The 17,232-nt window shown below is 69.1% G+C and carries 16 protein-coding genes; 6 read left to right on the forward strand and 10 right to left on the reverse strand.

Translation table 11 applies throughout. The annotated features are described in order from the left end of the window. Positions 1-7 precede the first annotated feature (7 nt). From ASC98_RS18720 to ASC98_RS18730, 3 genes are all read right to left on the reverse strand, one after another. Positions 8-790 carry an ABC transporter permease gene (locus tag ASC98_RS18720; RefSeq protein WP_056814820.1) on the reverse strand — a complete coding sequence of 261 codons (783 nt, stop codon included), beginning with the start codon at positions 788-790 and terminating at the stop codon, positions 8-10. A gap of 45 nt (positions 791-835) precedes the next feature. Beyond that, complete coding sequence (locus ASC98_RS18725; protein ID WP_157597743.1) at positions 836-1,486, reverse strand: TetR/AcrR family transcriptional regulator; 651 nt, start codon at positions 1,484-1,486, stop codon at positions 836-838. A gap of 80 nt (positions 1,487-1,566) precedes the next feature. Continuing rightward, positions 1,567-3,048 carry a DUF2403 domain-containing lipoprotein gene (locus ASC98_RS18730; RefSeq protein ID WP_162249238.1) on the reverse strand — a complete coding sequence of 494 codons (1,482 nt, stop codon included), beginning with the start codon at positions 3,046-3,048 and terminating at the stop codon, positions 1,567-1,569. Between the two features lie 250 nt (positions 3,049-3,298). Between ASC98_RS18730 and ASC98_RS18735 the strand changes: the two genes are divergently transcribed. Both ASC98_RS18735 and ASC98_RS18740 read left to right on the forward strand, forming a co-directional pair. Then, positions 3,299-5,029 (forward strand): thiamine pyrophosphate-binding protein, encoded by a 1,731-nt coding sequence (locus tag ASC98_RS18735; protein ID WP_056814535.1) that lies wholly within the window; start codon positions 3,299-3,301, stop codon positions 5,027-5,029. A gap of 97 nt (positions 5,030-5,126) precedes the next feature. Further along, the gene (locus tag ASC98_RS18740) at positions 5,127-5,693 is read left to right on the forward strand and encodes a hypothetical protein (protein WP_056814538.1); all 567 of its coding nucleotides are present in this window, start codon (positions 5,127-5,129) and stop codon (positions 5,691-5,693) included. A 6-nt stretch (positions 5,694-5,699) separates the two neighbouring features. On the opposite strand, the gene ASC98_RS18745 is transcribed toward ASC98_RS18740, so the two are convergent. Continuing rightward, a complete protein-coding gene (locus tag ASC98_RS18745) occupies positions 5,700-6,032 on the reverse strand; it encodes a YciI family protein (RefSeq protein ID WP_056814546.1) in 333 nt (110 codons plus the stop codon). Positions 6,033-6,111: 79 nt separating this feature from the next. Then, positions 6,112-7,014 carry a drug/metabolite exporter YedA gene (gene yedA / locus ASC98_RS18750; RefSeq protein ID WP_056814550.1) on the reverse strand — a complete coding sequence of 301 codons (903 nt, stop codon included), beginning with the start codon at positions 7,012-7,014 and terminating at the stop codon, positions 6,112-6,114. Positions 7,015-7,135: 121 nt separating this feature from the next. On the opposite strand from yedA, the gene ASC98_RS18755 reads away from it, so the two are divergent. Beyond that, positions 7,136-7,618, forward strand: coding sequence for an Lrp/AsnC family transcriptional regulator (locus ASC98_RS18755; RefSeq protein ID WP_056814554.1), 483 nt, complete (start codon positions 7,136-7,138; stop codon positions 7,616-7,618). Next, positions 7,615-8,115 carry a ribonuclease E activity regulator RraA gene (gene rraA / locus ASC98_RS18760; RefSeq protein WP_056814555.1) on the forward strand — a complete coding sequence of 167 codons (501 nt, stop codon included), beginning with the start codon at positions 7,615-7,617 and terminating at the stop codon, positions 8,113-8,115. Before ASC98_RS18755 ends, rraA begins: the two co-directional genes overlap by 4 nt. Here the strand turns inward: rraA and fic are convergent. The 3 genes from fic to mfd all read right to left on the reverse strand — a co-directional run bounded on the left by fic (position 8,076) and on the right by mfd (position 13,578). Then, positions 8,076-9,236, reverse strand: coding sequence for a protein adenylyltransferase Fic (gene fic / locus ASC98_RS18765; RefSeq protein WP_056814558.1), 1,161 nt, complete (start codon positions 9,234-9,236; stop codon positions 8,076-8,078). The genes rraA and fic overlap by 40 nt on opposite strands. A 73-nt stretch (positions 9,237-9,309) precedes the next feature. Then, positions 9,310-10,014 carry a phosphoserine phosphatase SerB gene (gene serB, locus ASC98_RS18770; RefSeq protein ID WP_056814560.1) on the reverse strand — a complete coding sequence of 235 codons (705 nt, stop codon included), beginning with the start codon at positions 10,012-10,014 and terminating at the stop codon, positions 9,310-9,312. A 3-nt stretch (positions 10,015-10,017) separates the two neighbouring features. After that, positions 10,018-13,578: a transcription-repair coupling factor gene (gene mfd, locus ASC98_RS18775; protein WP_369820416.1), complete on the reverse strand. Its 3,561-nt coding sequence runs from the start codon at positions 13,576-13,578 to the stop codon at positions 10,018-10,020. A gap of 22 nt (positions 13,579-13,600) precedes the next feature. On the opposite strand from mfd, the gene ispD reads away from it, so the two are divergent. Further along, complete coding sequence (gene ispD / locus ASC98_RS18780) at positions 13,601-14,269, forward strand: 2-C-methyl-D-erythritol 4-phosphate cytidylyltransferase (RefSeq protein ID WP_369820417.1); 669 nt, start codon at positions 13,601-13,603, stop codon at positions 14,267-14,269. Continuing rightward, the gene (ispF, locus tag ASC98_RS18785; RefSeq protein WP_082541675.1) at positions 14,269-14,772 is read left to right on the forward strand and encodes a 2-C-methyl-D-erythritol 2,4-cyclodiphosphate synthase; all 504 of its coding nucleotides are present in this window, start codon (positions 14,269-14,271) and stop codon (positions 14,770-14,772) included. Before ispD ends, ispF begins: the two co-directional genes overlap by 1 nt. Here the strand turns inward: ispF and ASC98_RS18790 are convergent. Both ASC98_RS18790 and ASC98_RS18795 read right to left on the reverse strand, forming a co-directional pair. After that, on the reverse strand, positions 14,762-16,012 hold the full coding sequence (locus ASC98_RS18790) for a PEP-CTERM sorting domain-containing protein (protein ID WP_056814568.1): 1,251 nt from the start codon (positions 16,010-16,012) through the stop codon (positions 14,762-14,764). The genes ispF and ASC98_RS18790 overlap by 11 nt on opposite strands. Next, positions 16,009-17,232 carry an HAF repeat-containing PEP-CTERM protein gene (locus ASC98_RS18795; RefSeq protein ID WP_056814577.1) on the reverse strand — a complete coding sequence of 408 codons (1,224 nt, stop codon included), beginning with the start codon at positions 17,230-17,232 and terminating at the stop codon, positions 16,009-16,011. The genes ASC98_RS18790 and ASC98_RS18795 overlap by 4 nt, the downstream gene beginning before the upstream one ends.

Here is a 17,232-nt window from a genome sequence, read left to right on the forward strand (position 1 = left end):
TGTAGCGTCAGTGCATCGGCTGCTGCCCGCTGCGCTGCGACGCATGCCACGGCATCAGCCAGCGTTCGACCCCTTCGATCGCGAGGAACAGCAGCACGCCGACCAGCGACAGCAGCACCAGCGCGGCGAACATCAGCGGCAGGTCGAAGCTGCCGGTGGCCTTCTGCAGCACGTAGCCGATGCCGGAGTTCGAGCCGACGAACTCGCCGACCACCGCGCCCACCACCGCCAGCGTCACCGACACCTTCAGGCCGCTGAAGATCGACGGCAGCGCGGTCGGCAGCCGGAACTTGATGAACACCTTCCACGGGCTCGCGCCCATCGAGCGCGCCAGGTCGATCACGTCGGCCTCGACCGACTTGAAGCCCTGCACCGTGGCCACCACCACCGGGAAGAAGCCGAGCAGGAAGGCCGCGATCACCTTGGGCACGATGCCGAAGCCGAACCACACGACGAACAGCGGCGCCACCGCGACCTTCGGGATCGACTGCGAGAACACCAGCAGCGGGTACACGAAGCTCTCGACCAGCCGCGACGACGCGATCCACATCGCGATCGGCACGCCGAACAGCGCCGACAGCGCGAAGCCGGCCAGCGTGGCGGCCAATGTCGGCAGCGTCTCGCGCAGCAGCATCGGCCCTTCGGCGACCAGCTGGTGGGCCACCGACCACGGCGTCGGGATCAGGTAGGGCGGGATGCGGAACACCCGCACCGCCAGGTCCCACAGCACCAGCAACGCCAGCAGCAGCCAGGCCGGGCGCAGCGCGGGAGACAGGAGCCAGCGTTTCATCGTGCCGTCCTTCTTCACCAGTTGGTGAATTGTGTGGGCCTGCAGTCAGTCCCGCAGGACATAGCCCATCACCACCTCGGTGATGTGCGACAGGCGCTCCGACAAGGCCTTCGGCGCCATCAGGTCGCGCCCGAAGATGGTCGACAGCGTGTGGTTGTTCGACAGGTAGAAGTACGCGAGGCCGGCGATCGAGATGTAGAGCTGCACCGCGTCGACGCCGCCGCGGAACACGCCGTCGCGGCGGCCGCGCTCGAGCACCTCGCCGAGCGTCTGCACCAGCGGCGAGTTCATCTCGAGGATGCGCTTCGACGCCTTCAGGTGGCGGGCGCGGTGCAGGTTCTCGCTGTTCAGCAGCGTCAGGAATTCCGGGTGCGCGAGGTAGTGTTCCCAGGTGAACGACACCAGCCGGCGCACCGCGTCGGGCGGGCTCAGGCGTTCGAGGTGCAGTTCGCGCTCGGCGTCGCGGATGTCGGCATAGGTCTGCTCGAGCACCGCGAGGAACAGCTCGTCCTTGCCGCCGAAGTAGTAGTAGATCAGTCGCTTGTTGACGCCGGCGCGCTCGGCGATGCCGTCGATGCGGGCGCCGCCCAGGCCGCGCTCGGCGAACTCGTGCATCGCGGCGCGCAGGATCTCCTGCTGCGTGCGCTCGGCGTCACGCGTGCGCAGCTCGACGACGTTGGTGGCAGGCGACGGCATGGCGCCCATAATTCAACGGACGGTGAATTATGGGCATCCGGTTGAACCCCTAGATGGTATTGCGAGCCTGGATGGCGGTCTCACTTCGGCAGGCGCAGCCCCATCAGGCTGTCGATCGCGCTGCGGCCGATGGTGTTCGGCAGTGCCGGCACGATGGCCTTCAACGCCGCCGGGATCGCGCCGGGGTGGACCATCGCCACCTGCACCGCGCGCGACTGCTCGTCGAGCAGCACCAGGTAGTAGCGGTCGTCCACCGGCCGGCGCCACACCGGGCCGGCACTGCCGCGGTTGTTGGCGTCGATCACGGCACCCTGCTTCATCACCGTCAGGCTGTTGGCGTCGAGCAGGTCGGCATCGGCCGCGAAGTGGTCCATCGTGCAGCCCTTGACGCCGCAGGTGGAACCGCCCAGCGAGCCCACCTGGTACGAGCGGATGCCGGTGCTGATGATGTCGCGGTTGCCGTACTGCGTGCCTTGCGATTCGGAGACGACCTCGAGGATGTTGATCTGGCCGCAGCCGTCGCCGAGCCCGGCGTTGCCCGGGGTGTTGCTGAAGCAGTGGCAGGGGCTGTAGCCGGACCAGCCGTCGCGGTACAGCTCCGACGGAGCGACGGCCAGCCACGGCGAGTCTTCGGCCTTCTCGTCCTTGCCGTCGGTGACGCAGCTCAGCGGCTTCATCGACGGGTCGTCGGCGTAGGGCATGCCGGCCAGCATCACGACCAGCTTCGAGCCCTTCCAGCCGACGAAGTCGAGGTCGGAGCCGGGGCAGTACGGGTCGCTGCCGGGGCCGCACTTGAACGGCTTCTCCTGCGAAGCGAAGACGGTGCAGCTGTTGCCGAGCTCACTGGGCAGCACCAAGGACTTGTTGGGGCCGGAGAAGTGGAAGTTGTACGGCTTGTCGGGCGTGCGACGGTCCCAGAACGAGCGGATCGCCCAGTTGCCGTCGGTGGTGGTCAGCGGCTGGTAGACGACCAGCTGCTTGATGCGCAACGGGCCGTCGAGCACCAGCCCGAGCTCTTCGTTGAACGGGCTGATCCTGTCGCTGGTCACCTCGTGCTTCGTGCGGCAGCAGGATTCGTCGCCCCACGGGAACTTGATGACCTCCGACTGCACGTTGCAGCTCGCGCTGCCGGCCTGCGCCTCGATGCGGCGGCCCCAGTAGCCCTTGGCGCCGATGTTGGTGAAGGTCAGCGTGCCGCCGAGCGTCGGCGTGCCGTTGTTGCTCGTCGGCGACGCGGTGTGGGCCGGCGCCTGGGTGTTGCCGAGGTCGGGCCAGGTGTTGGCCGACGGGGCCGGTGCGGGGGCCGGGCTGGGTGCGGGGGCGGGGGCCGGTGCCGGGGAGGGCGCCGGGCTCGGTGCGGGACTGGGTGCCGGGGCCGGGCTCGGCGCGGGTGCAGGACTGGGTGACGGGCTCGGTGCGGGCGCCGGCGCGGGAGCCGGGGCCGGCGAGGGTGCGGCCCCGACGGGCGAAGGGGCGGCGCTGTCGCCACCGCTGCCGCTGCCGCTGCAGGCGGCGAGGGCAGCGGTCGCGAAGAGGGCGGCCAGCAGGGAGGTCTTTGTCATGCCGCGAAACGGGCAAGTTGCGGACCATCCCGGTGGGCCGCCACCGTGTGATGGCGCGGCCCGGGAGCGTGCCGTCAGCCCGCACCGGCGCTGCGTTCGCGCGACCCATCGGCGCGGCGCATGCCCACCATTCGTGCCAACGCAGACGCCGATTGCGTCGCCGACGGACACTTCCTGTTCGACGCTGCCGCGAATCGTCAGCGCACGAGGCACACTGGGCGCTTCATTCCGCTTCCCGTGCCGCGCCGACATGACCGACTCTCCGTCCCATTCGCCACGCCCGCAACGACTGGCCGGCCACGTGCTGGTCGAAGCGCTGATCGCGCAAGGCATCGACACCGTCTTCGGCGTGCCCGGCGAGAGCTACCTGGCCGTGCTCGACGGCTTCCACGAGCACGCCGACAAGATCCGCTTCATCGCCTGCCGGCAGGAGGGCGGTGCCGCCTTCATGGCCGAGGCGCAGGGCAAGCTGACCGGCCGCCCGGGCGTCTGCTTCGTGACGCGCGGCCCCGGCGCCACCAACGCCAGCATCGGGCTGCACACGGCCTTCCAGGACAGCACGCCGATGGTGCTGTTCATCGGCCAGGTGGCCAGCGACCAGCGCGACCGCGAGGCCTTCCAGGAGCTGGACTACCGGCAGGTGTTCGGCCCCGGCACGCTCGGGTTCGCGAAGTGGGTCGGCGAGGTGCACGACCCGGCGCGGCTGCCCGAATACATCTCGCGCGCCTTCCACACCGCGCTGCAGGGCCGGCCCGGGCCGGTGGTGCTGGTGCTGCCGGAAGACATGCTGACGCAGGCCACCGACGCACCGGTGCTGCCGCGCGCCGAGCCGGCCCACGCCTGGCCCGCGCCGGGCGGCCTGCGCGACCTGCGGGCGTTGCTGATGGCCGCCGAGCGGCCGTTCGTGATCGCCGGCGGCAGCGGCTGGGATGCGGCCGCCTGCGCCGCGCTGCAGCGCTTCGCCGAGAACTGGAACCTGCCGGTCGGCTGCGCGTTCCGCTTCCAGGACCTGTTCGACAACCGGCATGCCAACTACGCCGGCGATGTCGGCATCGGCATCAACCCAGCGCTCGCGCGGCGCATCGGCGAAGCCGACCTGGTGATCGCCGTCGGCGCGCGGCTGGGCGAGATGACGACCGGGGGCTACACGCTGCTGAAGGCGCCGCGGCCGCTGCAGAAGCTGGTGCACATCCACGCCGGGCCGGAGGAACTCGGCCGCGTCTATGTCGCCGACCTGCTGCTGCAGTCGTCGATGGCCGCCGCGGCGAAGGCGCTCGAAGCGCTGGCCGCGCCCACCCGGCCCGCCTGGGGCGACTGGACGGCCGCCGCGCATGCCGACTACGAAGCGAATCACGTCGCCGCCGCGGTGCAGCCGCTCGACATGGCCGAGGTCATCAAGACCATCCAGCGCCTCGCACCGGCCGACACCGTCTACACCAACGGCGCCGGCAACTACAGCGGCTGGCTGCACCGCTTCTGCCGCTACCACGGCCTGCAGCACGCCGGCCGCACGCAGCTCGCGCCGACCGCCGGTGCGATGGGCTACGGCGTGCCGGCGGCGGTGGCCGCGGCGCTGCTGTACCCCGAGCGCACCGTCGTCAACATTGCCGGCGACGGCGATTTCCTGATGACCGGGCAGGAGCTCGCGACCGCCACCGGCTACGGCGCGAAGCGGCTGATCAGCGTCGTCGTCGACAACGGCACCTACGGGACGATCCGCATGCACCAGGAGCGCGAGTACCCCGGGCGCGTCAGCGGCAGCGACCTGTTCAACCCGGACTTCGCGGCGCTGGCCGAAGCCTTCGGCTGGCGCGCGGCGCGTGTCTCGGACACTGCCGGCTTCGAGCCGGCGTTTGCCGCCGCGCTCGACAGCGGCCGCCCGACGCTGCTGCACCTGAAGCTCGATGCCGACGTCAGCACCAGCCGCAGCAGCCTGCAGGCGATCCGCGACGCGGCAAAGCGCCGGCTGGGCCAGGCATGACAGACCGGATCGCCCTGCAGGCCGAAGGGTGCCGTCGGATGACTTGTTCAAGACAATGTCATCCCCGCGGTGTCGTACCAACGATATATTGCCGACGATGAACAAAGTGCTTCCCGTCAATCCCGTGCCGGCGCCGACGCCGGCAGAGCGCTGGGTGTGGCGGGCCTGCCTCGCGGTGTCGCTGGTGTGGCTGGCGGCGGCCTGGGCCGGGCAGGCGCGCTGGTGGCCGGGGGCCTTGCTGCTCGCGTTGAGCCTGTTGCCGCCGCTGCTGCGATCGCAGCGCCGCCAGGTGGCGATGCCGGGCTACGACACGCTGGACGTCGGTCCGTGGGGCCTGGTGCACCGCAGCGGCCTGCCCGACGATCCGCAGGAGCCGTCGACCCGGCGCCTGGCCTGGTCCGACATCCGTCAGGTCGACGTGCTGACCACCGAAGACGGCCCGCTCGGCGAAGACCTGTTCTTCGTGCTGATGACGCAGCCCGACAGCGACGCCGATGCGCTGGCCGTCTCGAACGCGCAGGCGGTGCCGACCAGGCTGCTCGATGCGATGGCGCAGCACCTCGGGCCGCTGGACCAGGCGCAATTGCTGAAGGCCGTCAGCACGCGCGAGCTGAAGCGGTTCACGCTGTGGCGGCGCGAGGCTGCTGCCATCGCGCAGCGCTAGCCGGCGTCAGGGCATGTCCTGAAGGGGCCAGACTTCAACGACGCCGTGTGCAACGGCGCAGGGCGTCTTCGACACCAACGCAATGGCTTCCTGCAGGCTCGTCGCGTCGATCACGGCAAACCCCGCAATCGGCAGGTCGCTTCGCAGGAAGGGGCCGGCAGTCGTCTGAACACCCGCGGCGTCGTGGTTTCGCACCTGCACCGGCGTGCCCGCCACGCCGATCAATGCACCACCGGCACGCATCGATGCGTCGTGAGCGTGCGCCGCGTCTCTCACCGCGGCGGCGGTCCGGTCGTAGCCGGCTTCATCGCCATATCCGATCGTGATGAACTTGGCCATGTCGGCTCTCCTGTTCCAGGAACATGCCGTCACGGCGGGCAAACGGGGCGCCCGCCTGATGGCAAGGCGGCGCGTCTCGTCACCTTGCCTTCTTCCAGAGCAGCAGCACGACCCCGGCGAGCACCACGCCGGCCGCGGCCCACTCGTAGTGCGTGACGGTCTCGCCGGCCACCGCGACGCCCAGCAGCATCGCGATCACCGGGTTGACGAAGGTGTAGCTCGACGCGAGCCCGGCGCTCGCCTTCGACAGCAGCACCATGTAGGCGTTGAACGCGATCAGCGAGCCGAACACCACCAGGTAGAACCAGGCGCCGACCGCCTTCGGCTCGGGCGGCCACTGCATCTGCTCGCCGGTCACGGCGGCCAGCAGCAACAGCACCACGCCGCCGCAGATCATCTCGCTCGCGAAGCCGGTCGCGCCCGGGGCCAGCGGCAGGCTGCGCTGGCTCAGCACGCTGCCGATCGACCAGGTCAGGCAGGCGGTGGCGATGGCGGCCAGGCCGATCGGCGAGGCCTGGAAGCCGGCGCCCTGCGTCAGCATCAGCACGCCGGCCAGGCCGACGGCGATGCCGAGCAGTTCGATGCGGCTCGGCACCACGCGCCACAGCAGGTTCAGCCCGGCGATCATCAGCGGCACCACCGCGATGAACGCGACCACCAGGCCCGAGCCCACCGTCTGTTCCGAGTAGGCGGTGCAGCCCATGCCGCCGCCCAGCATCAGCGCGCCGACGACCAGCGCATTGCGCCATTGCACGCGGCTCGGCCACGGCGCACCGCGCCAGCGCATCCAGGCCATCAGCAGCACGCCGGCGAACAGGAAGCGCGAGCCCATCTGCAGGAAGGGCGGGAAGCTGACCAGCGCGAACTTGATCGCGAGGTAGGTGGAGCCCCAGACCAGCCAGGTGGCGGCCAGGCACAGCAGGATCAGCGCTTGCGGGCCGCGGTCGGGCTGCATCGCGACGGTGGGTGAAGAGGCGGACATGGCAGGCTCGATGAAAAATCAGCTCGACATCGTACGAAGGCAAGCGCTGCAATGGAATGCGAAAAGCAATGTCGTCCGATGCGCCGCATGCTATGTTTGAAGGACTTTCGGAGGTTTTGCCTTGAACGCTGAAATCGATGCCCACGACACGCGCATCCTCGCCGAACTGCAGGCCGATGCGCGGCTGACGATGGCCGAACTGGGCCGCCGCGTGCACCTGAGCCAGCCGGCGGTGACCGAACGGGTGCGCAAGCTGGAGGCGGCCGGCGTGATCACCGGCTACCGCGCGACGGTCGACCTCGGCAAGCTCGGCTACGGCATCCGCGCGGTGATGCGGGTCGGGCGCGCCGAGTACGCGCGGGTCGTGAAGCTGGTGCAGCAGAGCCCCGAGGTCGTCAATGCCTACAACGTGACCGGCGAGGACAGCTGGATGCTGGAGATCGCGGTGATCGACGTGGCCCACCTCGACGCCGTCGTCACCAAGTTCTGCCTGCTGACCGAAACCTCGACCGCGATCATCCTGAACACCCCGCGCGAGCACCAGACCATGCTGCCGCCGCGGCGCGAAGATGTGAAACCCCCGATCAAGAAGGTCACTGCATGAGCACCGAGCACACGATCGATTTCGCCACCTGCGACCTGTGCGATGCGCACAAGAACGACACCGACGGCGCGTTCCGCGTGCTGCCGCCGGTGTTCCGCGATTTCGGCGGCCGGGCTAAGTTCAGCGGGCTGGTCAGCACGGTGAAGTGCTTCGAGGACAACTCGCTGGTGAAGGCGGCGGTCGATTCGCCGGGGCAGGGCCGGGTGCTGGTGGTCGACGGCGGTGGCTCGCTGCGGCGCGCGCTGGTCGGCGGCAACCTCGCGGCGGCCGCGGCGCGCAACGGCTGGGCCGGGCTGGTGGTCGACGGTTGCGTGCGCGACGTGGCGGAACTGGCGGCCTGCGATGTCGGCATCCGCGCGCTGGCGCCTATGCCGCTGCCGACCGAGAAGCGCAACGAAGGGCAGCGCGACGTCGCGGTGCAGGTGCAGGGTGTGTGGGTGCGGCCGGGCGAGTGGCTTTATGCGGATGCGGACGGGATCGTGGTGATGCCGGCGTAGGGGTCGACGCGGTTGGTGTCGTCGGCGAGCAGGCGCATCAGGCGTGGGTGGATGAACAGCCGTTCCTTGCCGGCGTGAACCTCTCTCAGCACACCGATGTCGACGAGGGCCTTCAGGTAGCGAGACGCCGCCTGGCGCTGCGCGACGTCCTTGTCGATCAGGTTGGCGATGCGGCAATACGGCTGTTCGAAGATGACGTCGACCAACTCTCGGCTGTAGATCTTCGGGAGCCGCGCTCGCACATGGGCTGCGGTGACTTCCGACAGCGCGCGGATCGCCGCGATCTTGGCGGTCGTCCAGTTCGCCGTTTCTTCGACGGCACGCAGCATGTACAGCAGCCACGGCTCCCAGGCCTGCTTCCGCGTCACATCGAGCAGCAGCCGGTAGTAGTCGGCCTTGTTCCTGATGACGTAGCGGCTCAGGTAGAGGATCGGCAACGTCAGCAGCTCCTCCTGGATCAGGAACAGGATGTTGAGTACGCGCCCGGTCCGGCCGTTGCCGTCGCTGAACGGGTGGATGGCTTCGAATTGGTAGTGGCCCGCGGCCATGCGAACCAGTGGATCGAGATCGCGCTGCTCGTGCAGGAAGCGTTCCCAATTGGCCAGCAGGTCGCGCAGCCGGCTCTCGCCATCGGGCGGTGTGTAAACGACGGCGCCAGAATTCGCATGGGCCAGCTTGGTCCCGGGCACACGGCGCACGTCGATGTCGGCTGCCTTGATGGTTTGACAGATCTCGACTGCAGTTGCCGTCGACAGAGGACGTATCGCCAGCGATTTGAAGCCCGCATACAGCGCGGTGCGATAGCGCAATGCCTCCTTCGTTGCTGGATCGGCGCCTGCGTCGCCGCCCTGGGCGTACTGGAACAAGCGGTCGGCTGTGGTGACGATGTTCTCGATCTCCGAGCTGTCCTTTGCCTCCAGCAGCGGCAACGTGTTGATCAGCATCGTCTGGTTCGGGATCAACGCCGCAGCCTGTTTCAAGGCCGCCAGCGCCGACCGTGCCAGCACGCACTGCTTCAGGACCGGCTTGGTTTCAAGCTCGACCGCTGGAGGCAGTGGCGGCAGACCGTTGAAAGGCTGATCTGCCTGCCACGTGTACTCAAAACTCGATTCTTGCGACATGTTTTGAGGATATGTCGCTGGCAGCGACACGTCAACGAAACGCGTCGCTGAAATCGATTTTCAGCGACATGAGTCAGAAAACTTCCAGCAACCGGTCCAATCCGCCCGCATTGATCGCCACCATCGCCTGCGCCCGCACCGCCGGCTTCGCGTGGTAGGCCACCGAGAGCCCGGCCACGCCCATCATCGGCAGGTCGTTTGCGCCGTCGCCCATCGCGATGGCTTGTGATGGCGCAATACCCAGTTGCGCGCAGGTCGCGAGCAGCATGCGGCGCTTCTCGTCGCCGTCGCAGATGTCGCCCCACGGTTGATCAACCATGCGGCCGGTCAGCGCGCCGTCGGCGACCTCCAGCACGTTGGAGCGGGTGAAGTCGATCTTCAGGCGGTCGCGCACGTGGTCGGTGAAAAAGGTGAAGCCCCCCGACACCAGCAGCGTCTTCATCCCCACCGCCTGGCAGGCCTGCACCAGCGACGCGGCACCGGGGTTCAGCTGCAGCCGCTGGTCGAGCACCAGCTGCATCGCGGCCACCGGCACGCCCTTCAGCAGCGCGACGCGCCGGCGCAGGCTGTCCTTGTAGTCGGCGATCTCGCCGCGCATCGCGGCCTCGGTGATCGCCGCCACCTCGGCCTTGCGGCCGGCCGCGTCGGCGATCTCGTCGACGCATTCGATGTTGATCAGCGTCGAATCCATGTCGAACGCGATCAGCTTGAAGTCCGCGAGCCGCAGCGGCGGCGTGAAGCGCTGGAGGACGAGGCCGGGGGCGAATTCAGAGGTCATGGGTCAGGCAGGTTGCTTCGGGGTGCCGAGCGAACGCAGCACGTCGCGGATCAGCTGCGCGCGGTCCTTCGGCTCGGGGGTCTGGCGCTCGATGCGCAGCTTGTCGTTGCCGGCCAGCTTGATGTGGCGATTCTTCTGCACCAGCTCGATGATGCGCATCGCGTCGACCGGCGGGTTGGGCCGGAAGCTGATCACCATCAACCCCGGCGCCGCATCGATCTTCATCACGCCGTACGGCTTGGCCAGCACGCGCAGCCGGTGCACGTCGAACAGCGTCTGGCCCTGCGGCGGCAGCTTGCCGAAGCGGTCGGTGATCTCCTCGAGCATGGTGTCGATCTGCTCCGGCTTCTCGGCCGTGCCCAGGCGCTTGTACAGGCTGAGGCGGGTGTGCACATCGCCGCAGTAGGCGTCGGGCAGCAGGGCAGGGGCGTGCAGGTTGATCTCGGTGGTGGCCGACAGCGGCGACAGCAGGTCGGGCTCGCGCCCGGCCTTCAGCGAACGCACCGCTTCGCTCAGCATCTCGTTGTAGAGCTGGAAGCCGACCTCCATCATGTTGCCGCTCTGGTTGTCGCCCAGCACCTCGCCGGCGCCGCGGATCTCCAGGTCGTGCATCGCGAGGTAGAAGCCCGAGCCGAGCTCCTCCATGTTCTGGATCGCCTCCAGCCGCATCGCCGCCTGCTTGGTCAGGCCTTCGACCTCGGGCACCAGCAGGTAGGCATACGCCTGGTGGTGCGAGCGGCCGACGCGTCCGCGCAGCTGGTGCAGCTGCGCCAGGCCGAACTTGTCGGCGCGGCTGATCACGATGGTGTTCGCGCTCGGCACGTCGATGCCGGTCTCGATGATGGTCGAGCACAGCAGCACGTTGTGGCGCTGCGCGACGAAATCGCGCATCACGTGTTCCAGCTGCCGCTCGGCCATCTGGCCGTGCGCGACCGCGATGCGCGCCTCGGGCAGCAGCTCCTGCAGCTTCTCGCGCCGGTTCTCGATCGTCTCGACCTCGTTGTGCAGGAAGTAGACCTGCCCGCCGCGCTTCAGCTCGCGCAGCACCGCCTCGCGGATGGTACCGGTGCTCTCGTTGCGCACGAAGGTCTTGATCGCCAGGCGCCGCTGCGGGGCGGTCGCGATCACGCTCAGGTCGCGCAGGCCTTCGAGCGCCATGCCCAGGGTTCTCGGGATCGGCGTGGCCGTCAACGTCAGCACGTCGACCTCGGCGCGCATCGCCTTGATCGCCTCCTTGTGGCGCACGCCGAAGCGGTGCTCCTCGTCGATCACCAGCAGCCCGAGGCGCTTGAACTTGACGCTCTGGCTGATCAGCTTGTGGGTGCCGATCACGATGTCGACCGTGCCGTCCTCGATGCCTTCGAGCGCCGCCTTCACCTCCTTCGGCGAGCGGAAGCGCGACAGCTCGGCCACCTTCACCGGCCACTTGCCGAAGCGGTCGGAGATGTTCTGGAAATGCTGCTCGGCCAGCAGCGTGGTCGGCGCGAGGATCGCCACCTGCTTGCCGCCGGTCACCGCGACGAAGGCCGCGCGCAACGCGACTTCGGTCTTGCCGAAGCCGACGTCGCCGCACACGAGGCGATCCATCGGCTTCGGGCTCACCATGTCCTGGATCACCGCATGGATCGCGGCCTTCTGGTCGGGCGTCTCCTCGAAGCCGAAGCTCGCGGCGAAGGCCTCGTAGTCGTGCGGCGAGAAGCGGAACGCGAAGCCCTCGCGCGCGGCGCGGCGGGCGTACAGGTTCAGCAGCTCGGCCGCGGTGTCGCGCACCTGCTCGGCGGCCTTGCGCTTCGCCTTGTCCCACTGGCCGGAACCGAGCCGGTGCAGCGGCGCCTCTTCGGCGCTGACACCGGTGTAGCGGCTGATCAGGTGCAGCTGCGCGACCGGCACGTACAGCGTCGCCTTGTCGGCGTATTCGAGGTGCAGGAATTCGCTCGGGCCCTCGCCGAGGTCGATGTTCATCAGCCCCACGTAGCGCCCGATGCCGTGGTTCACATGCACCACCGGGTCGCCGACCTTCAGCTCCGACAGGTCCTTGATCAGCGCATTGACGTCGCTGACCTGCTCCTGCTTGCGCTTGCGCCGGCCGGTGGGCGAGGTCGCGAACAGCTCGGTCTCGGTGATGAACTGGATCGCCTTGCCGTGCTCGGTGTCGTGCCAGAAGAAGCCCTCGGCCAGCGGCGCGACCGCGATCGCGAAGCGCTCGTCGCCTTGCTCGAACTCCACCAGGCTCTTGACCGACGGTGGCTCGATGCGGTTGTCGCGCAGCAACTCGAGCAGGCTTTCGCGCCGGCCTTCGCTTTCGGCGACGATCAGCACGCGGTGGGCCGTGGTGCCGACGTGCAGCTGCAGCTTCTTCAGCGGTTCCGGCGCGCCGCGGTCGACGCTCAGGTCGGGCAGCGGGCGGGCCCAGTCTGTCTCTTCCTTGCCGCGCACCGACAGCACCGGGTGTGCATTCGCGATCGCGAAGAAGTCTTCGGCGCGCAGGAAGATGTCTTCCGGCGGCAGGATCGGCCGTTCCTTGTCGTGCTGGAGAAAGCGGTGCCGTTCGCGGGTGTCGACCCAGAAGCGCTTCAGTGCGTCGTCGACCTCGCCGTGCAGCGCGATCGCGGCGTGCTCGCCCAGGTAGTCGAAGATGGTCGCGACGCTGTCGAAGAACAGCGGCAGGTAGTACTCGATGCCGGCGGTGGCGATGCCGCTGCCGATGTCCTTGTAGAGCCGCACCTTGGTCGGGTCGCCGTCCACCTTCTCGCGCCAGCGGGCGCGGAATGCGGTGCGCGAATCCTCGTCCATCGGGAACTCGCGGCCCGGCAGCAGCCGCACCTCGGGCACCGGGAACAGGCTGCGCTGGCTGTCGGGGTCGAAGGTGCGGATGCTGTCGACCTCGTCGCCGAACAGGTCGACGCGGTACGGCACCAGCGAGCCCATCGGGAACAGGTCGATCAGCCCGCCGCGCACCGCGTACTCGCCGGGCGACACCACCTGGCTCACATGGGTGTAGCCGGCCAAGGTGAGCTGGGCCTTCAGCGCGGCTTCGTTGAGCTTTTCCTTCTGGCGGAAATTGAAGGTGTAGGCCGCGAGGAAGCTGGGAGGCGCGAGCCGCACCAGCGCGGTCGAGGCCGGCAGCAGCACCACGTCGACCTCGCCGCGCTGGATGCGCCACAGCGTGGCCAGCCGCTCGGAGATCAGGTCCTGGTGCGGCGAGAAGGTGTCGTAGGGCAGCGTTTCCCAGTCGGGGAACACCGCGATGCGCAGCTCGGGCGCGAAGAACGCGAGCTCGCCTTCGAGGCGCTGCGTGTCGGCCGGCTCCGCGCTGACGATCGCGGTGAGCTGCTTCTGGGCCGTGCGTGCCTGCGCAAAGCGGGCCAGCAGCAGCGCATCAGCCGAACCGATCGGACGGGGCAGCGTGAAGCGTTTTCCGGGAGACAGGCTGGGAAGGTGCATGGACACAGGCAACACGGGCGGCGCGGGCGGCGCGACAAAATCAAATCGCCCCGCGCGGCGTGGCGGCGGGGCGATCAAGCAGTGCCGATTATAGAATTCGGCCACTTTTTCGCGCCCCATGCCGACTTCATCTCCCTCCAGGTTGTTCGCCCTCGTGCCCTGCGCCGGTGTCGGCGAACGCGCCGCGGCCAACGGGCCGAAGCAGTACGCGGCGCTGGCCGGTGCGAGCGTCGTCTCGCACACGCTGGCGGCACTCGCGCAGGTGGTGCGGCTCACGCAGGTGCTGGTGGTGCTGAGCCCGTCCGACGACGCGTTCGAATCGCATGCGCCGGCCTTCACCGGCTGGGCCGCGCGCGTCGGTGGCGAGACCCGCGCGCAGACCGTTGCCAACGGCCTGGCCGAACTGCTGGCGCGCGGTGCTCATGCCGACGACTGGGTGCTGGTGCACGACGCCGCGCGCTGCCTGGTGCGCCCGGAATGGATCGACCGGCTGATCGACGTGTGCCTGCACGATGCCGTCGGCGGGCTGCTCGCGCTGCCGCTGGCCGACACGCTGAAGCACGAGGTGCAGGGCCGCAGCGAGGCCACGCTCGAGCGCCGCCACAAGTGGCAGGCGCAGACGCCGCAGATGTTCCGCATCGGCCGGCTGCGCGACGCGCTGGCGCAGGCCGGCGACCATGTCACCGATGAAGCGAGCGCGATCGAGGCGCTGGGCCGCTCGCCGCTGCTGGTGCGCGGCGCGCTGGAGAACCTGAAGATCACCTACCCGGACGACTTCGCGTTGGCCGAACGACTGCTGAGGACGCGCTGATGAACCCGAACCGCAACAAGCTGCCGGAGATGCGCGTCGGCGAAGGCTGGGACACGCACCAGCTGGTGGCCGACCGCAAGCTGGTGCTGGGCGGCGTCGAGATCCCGCACACGCACGGGCTGCTCGGCCATTCCGATGCCGACGCGCTGTGCCATGCGCTGACCGATGCACTGTTCGGCGCGGCCGCGCTGGGCGACATCGGCAAGCATTTCCCCGACACCGATCCGCAATTCCACGGCGCCGATTCGCTGGCGCTGCTGGCCGAGGCGGCGCGCCGCGTGCGGCTGGCCGGCTGGGAGATCGCCAACGTCGACAGCACCATCGTCGCGCAGCAGCCGAAGATGGCGCCGCACATCCTGACGATGCGCCAGCGGCTGGCCGGCGCGCTCGGCCTCGACGTCGACCGCGTCAACGTGAAGGCCAAGACGGCCGAGAAGATGGGCCCGGTCGGCCGCCTCGAAGCCATCGAGGCGCGCGCCGTCTGCCTGCTGGTCAAGCCTTGAGGTTGGCGCGGCGGCGCCACACCACCCACCCCAACCCGCACGCCATCATCAGCACGACGGCCGGCTCCGGCACCGGCGTCACCAGGAACGCGCGGCTGCCGAGCGTCGTGACGACGAACTGCCCGCGGTCGTTGATTTCGCTCGCGTACAGGAAGAGGTCGTTGAACGACGGATCGGCATTGACGAACGTCAGGTCGTTGACGTCGACCGGGTCGCTGCCGTTCGGGCCGGTGATGAAGGCGTGGGAGAAGAGGTTGGGCGAGTACGTGAATCTGCCCGCGATCTGGCCGAGGTTGTTGATCGCGCTGGCTCCGGCATAGAACTCCGTTCGCTCTCCCCCCGTGGGGAACTTGACCAGCTGCCCCAGCTCGATCTTCTTCACGGCACCGCTGGCTTCAGTGAGGTAGACGCCACCGTCCGGGCCATAGAAGCGCGCGGCACCGCTCAGCACCTGACCGCGGTCGTTGATGTCCGCAACGCCCGAGATCGTGTCGATGTTGTCGTAGTCGTAGCCGGGAACCTTCACCTCGGTCAGCGCCTGGTTGCTCGCGTCGGCCAGCGCACCGCGCGAGCGCACCGGCTCCGTCGGGTCGCCGCGCATGCGGTTCTCTGCATTGACCGCCACCGTGCCGGCGGCATTGATGCCGTTGGCCGTCGAGGTCGCGCCGCCCAGCGTGCCGATCGGCTGGAGGGCGCCGGCGCCCGGCTTGGTGACGAATCCGCGCTGCAGCCCGTCGGCGTTGATGAAGCTGCCGGTGACCTGGCCGCCGGCATTGATCTTCGACGCCGTGCTGTTGCCGGCCGACCCGAGGCTGCGCGGCGTGGCGCCGGCGCCCGGCATCACGAAGGCGCGGGTGTCGTCCGGTGCGTCGCCGTTGTCGGGGCTGATCGACGAGGTGCCGACGACCCAGCCCTGGTCGTTGATGGCGGTCGCCCTGTTCCAGCTGCCGCCCAGCGTCGGGATGCTGGTCAGGCCGACGCCGTTGGCGCCGGTCACGAAGGCCATGTAGGTGTCGTCGGACGACCAGCCGTTGTTGCCGCGCGCATAGGCATAGCCGACCACCTGGCCGCTGTTGTTCAGGCCGGCGGCGACCATGCCGATCCAGTCGCCGCCGAAGCCGCCGAGGTCGGTGAGCTTGTATTCGACGGCCTGCGCGAGCGGCGCGGCGGCCAGCAAGGCGCCGGAGGTGCCCAGTGCCGCCAGCAGGCGGACCAGGTGGTGCTTCATCGTGTGCTTCATGGGATCTCCTTTCGTGGGGACTGCTTCTGCCGCCAGGCCAGCAGGCCCAGGCCTGCCAGCAGCATCGAGACGACGGCCGGCTCGGGCACCGGCGAGATCAGGTAGACGTGGCCATTGCTGCTGGCACTCGCGATGATCTGCCCCGCATCGTTGATGGCGAGCGCATCGCCGAACTGCGGCAGCGGCGCGCCGAGCCCGGTGAAGGCCTGCTGGTCCAGCAGCATCGGGTTGCTGCCGTCGGGTCCGGTGACGAACAGCCCCATCTCGAGACCCATGAAGTAGTAGCCGACGGCCTGGCCCGACGCGTTCAGCCCGGTGGCCCAGCTGTTCAGGTAGGGCGGTGCCTCGCCGCCCGGCGGCGCGATGGGCAGATGCAGGAGCCGGCCGCTGCCGTCGGCCTCGGCGAAGAACGCATCGCGGTAGTAGTGGAATGGCGTCATCTGCCCGACCGTCTGCCCGCGCGCGTTGATGGCGAAGACCTGGCCGGGGGTGCCCGGATCCGCGCCGGCGACGGTGATCTCGCGCATCGACGTGCCGTTCGGTCCGGTGATGAAGGGGCGCTCCGTGTCGTCCAGCCCCTGGTTGGTCGCGCGGCTCATCCCGGCGACCTGCCCGGCCGCGTTGATGGCCGTGGGGACGCTCATCGCGGTGGGGCTGCTTTCGTGCAGGCTGCCCAGGTCGTGCAGGTTGCCGGCCTGCGCATCGCTGATGTAGCCGCGCTGCAGGCCAGCGGCCGTCGTGCTGGTGCCCACCACCTGGCCGCTGGCGTTGATGGCCGCTGCGGTGCTGGTGGTACCGCCCAGCGTGCCGAGCTCGCGCGGCGACGTGCTGCCCGGACCCGTCACGAACGCACGCTCGTTGCCGCCGGCGTTCAGCGACGTGCCGACCACCCACCCTGCATCGTTGATGCCGGTGGCCCGGTTCCAGGCGCCGCCCAGTGTCGGGATGGCGGTCATGCCGATGCCGTTGGCACCGGTGACCCAGGCCTGCGTCGTCTCGATCCATTCGCCCTGGGCGTCCATCGAGAAGTGGGACGCATAGCCGACCACCTGGCCGCTGTTGTTGAGGCCGGTGGCGTGCAGCGTCTGCCACTGGCCGGGCGGGCCCAGCGTGCCCAGGTCGAACAGCGTGTACAAGGTGGCGTTCGCCACCGCAGGCGTGCCGGCCAGGCCCGCAACGGCGCACAGCGCCGCGAAGAAGCGCATCAGTGTCTTGTCCAT

The organism is Rhizobacter sp. Root1238, assembly GCF_001425825.1.
Taxonomy (GTDB): domain Bacteria; phylum Pseudomonadota; class Gammaproteobacteria; order Burkholderiales; family Burkholderiaceae_C; genus Rhizobacter.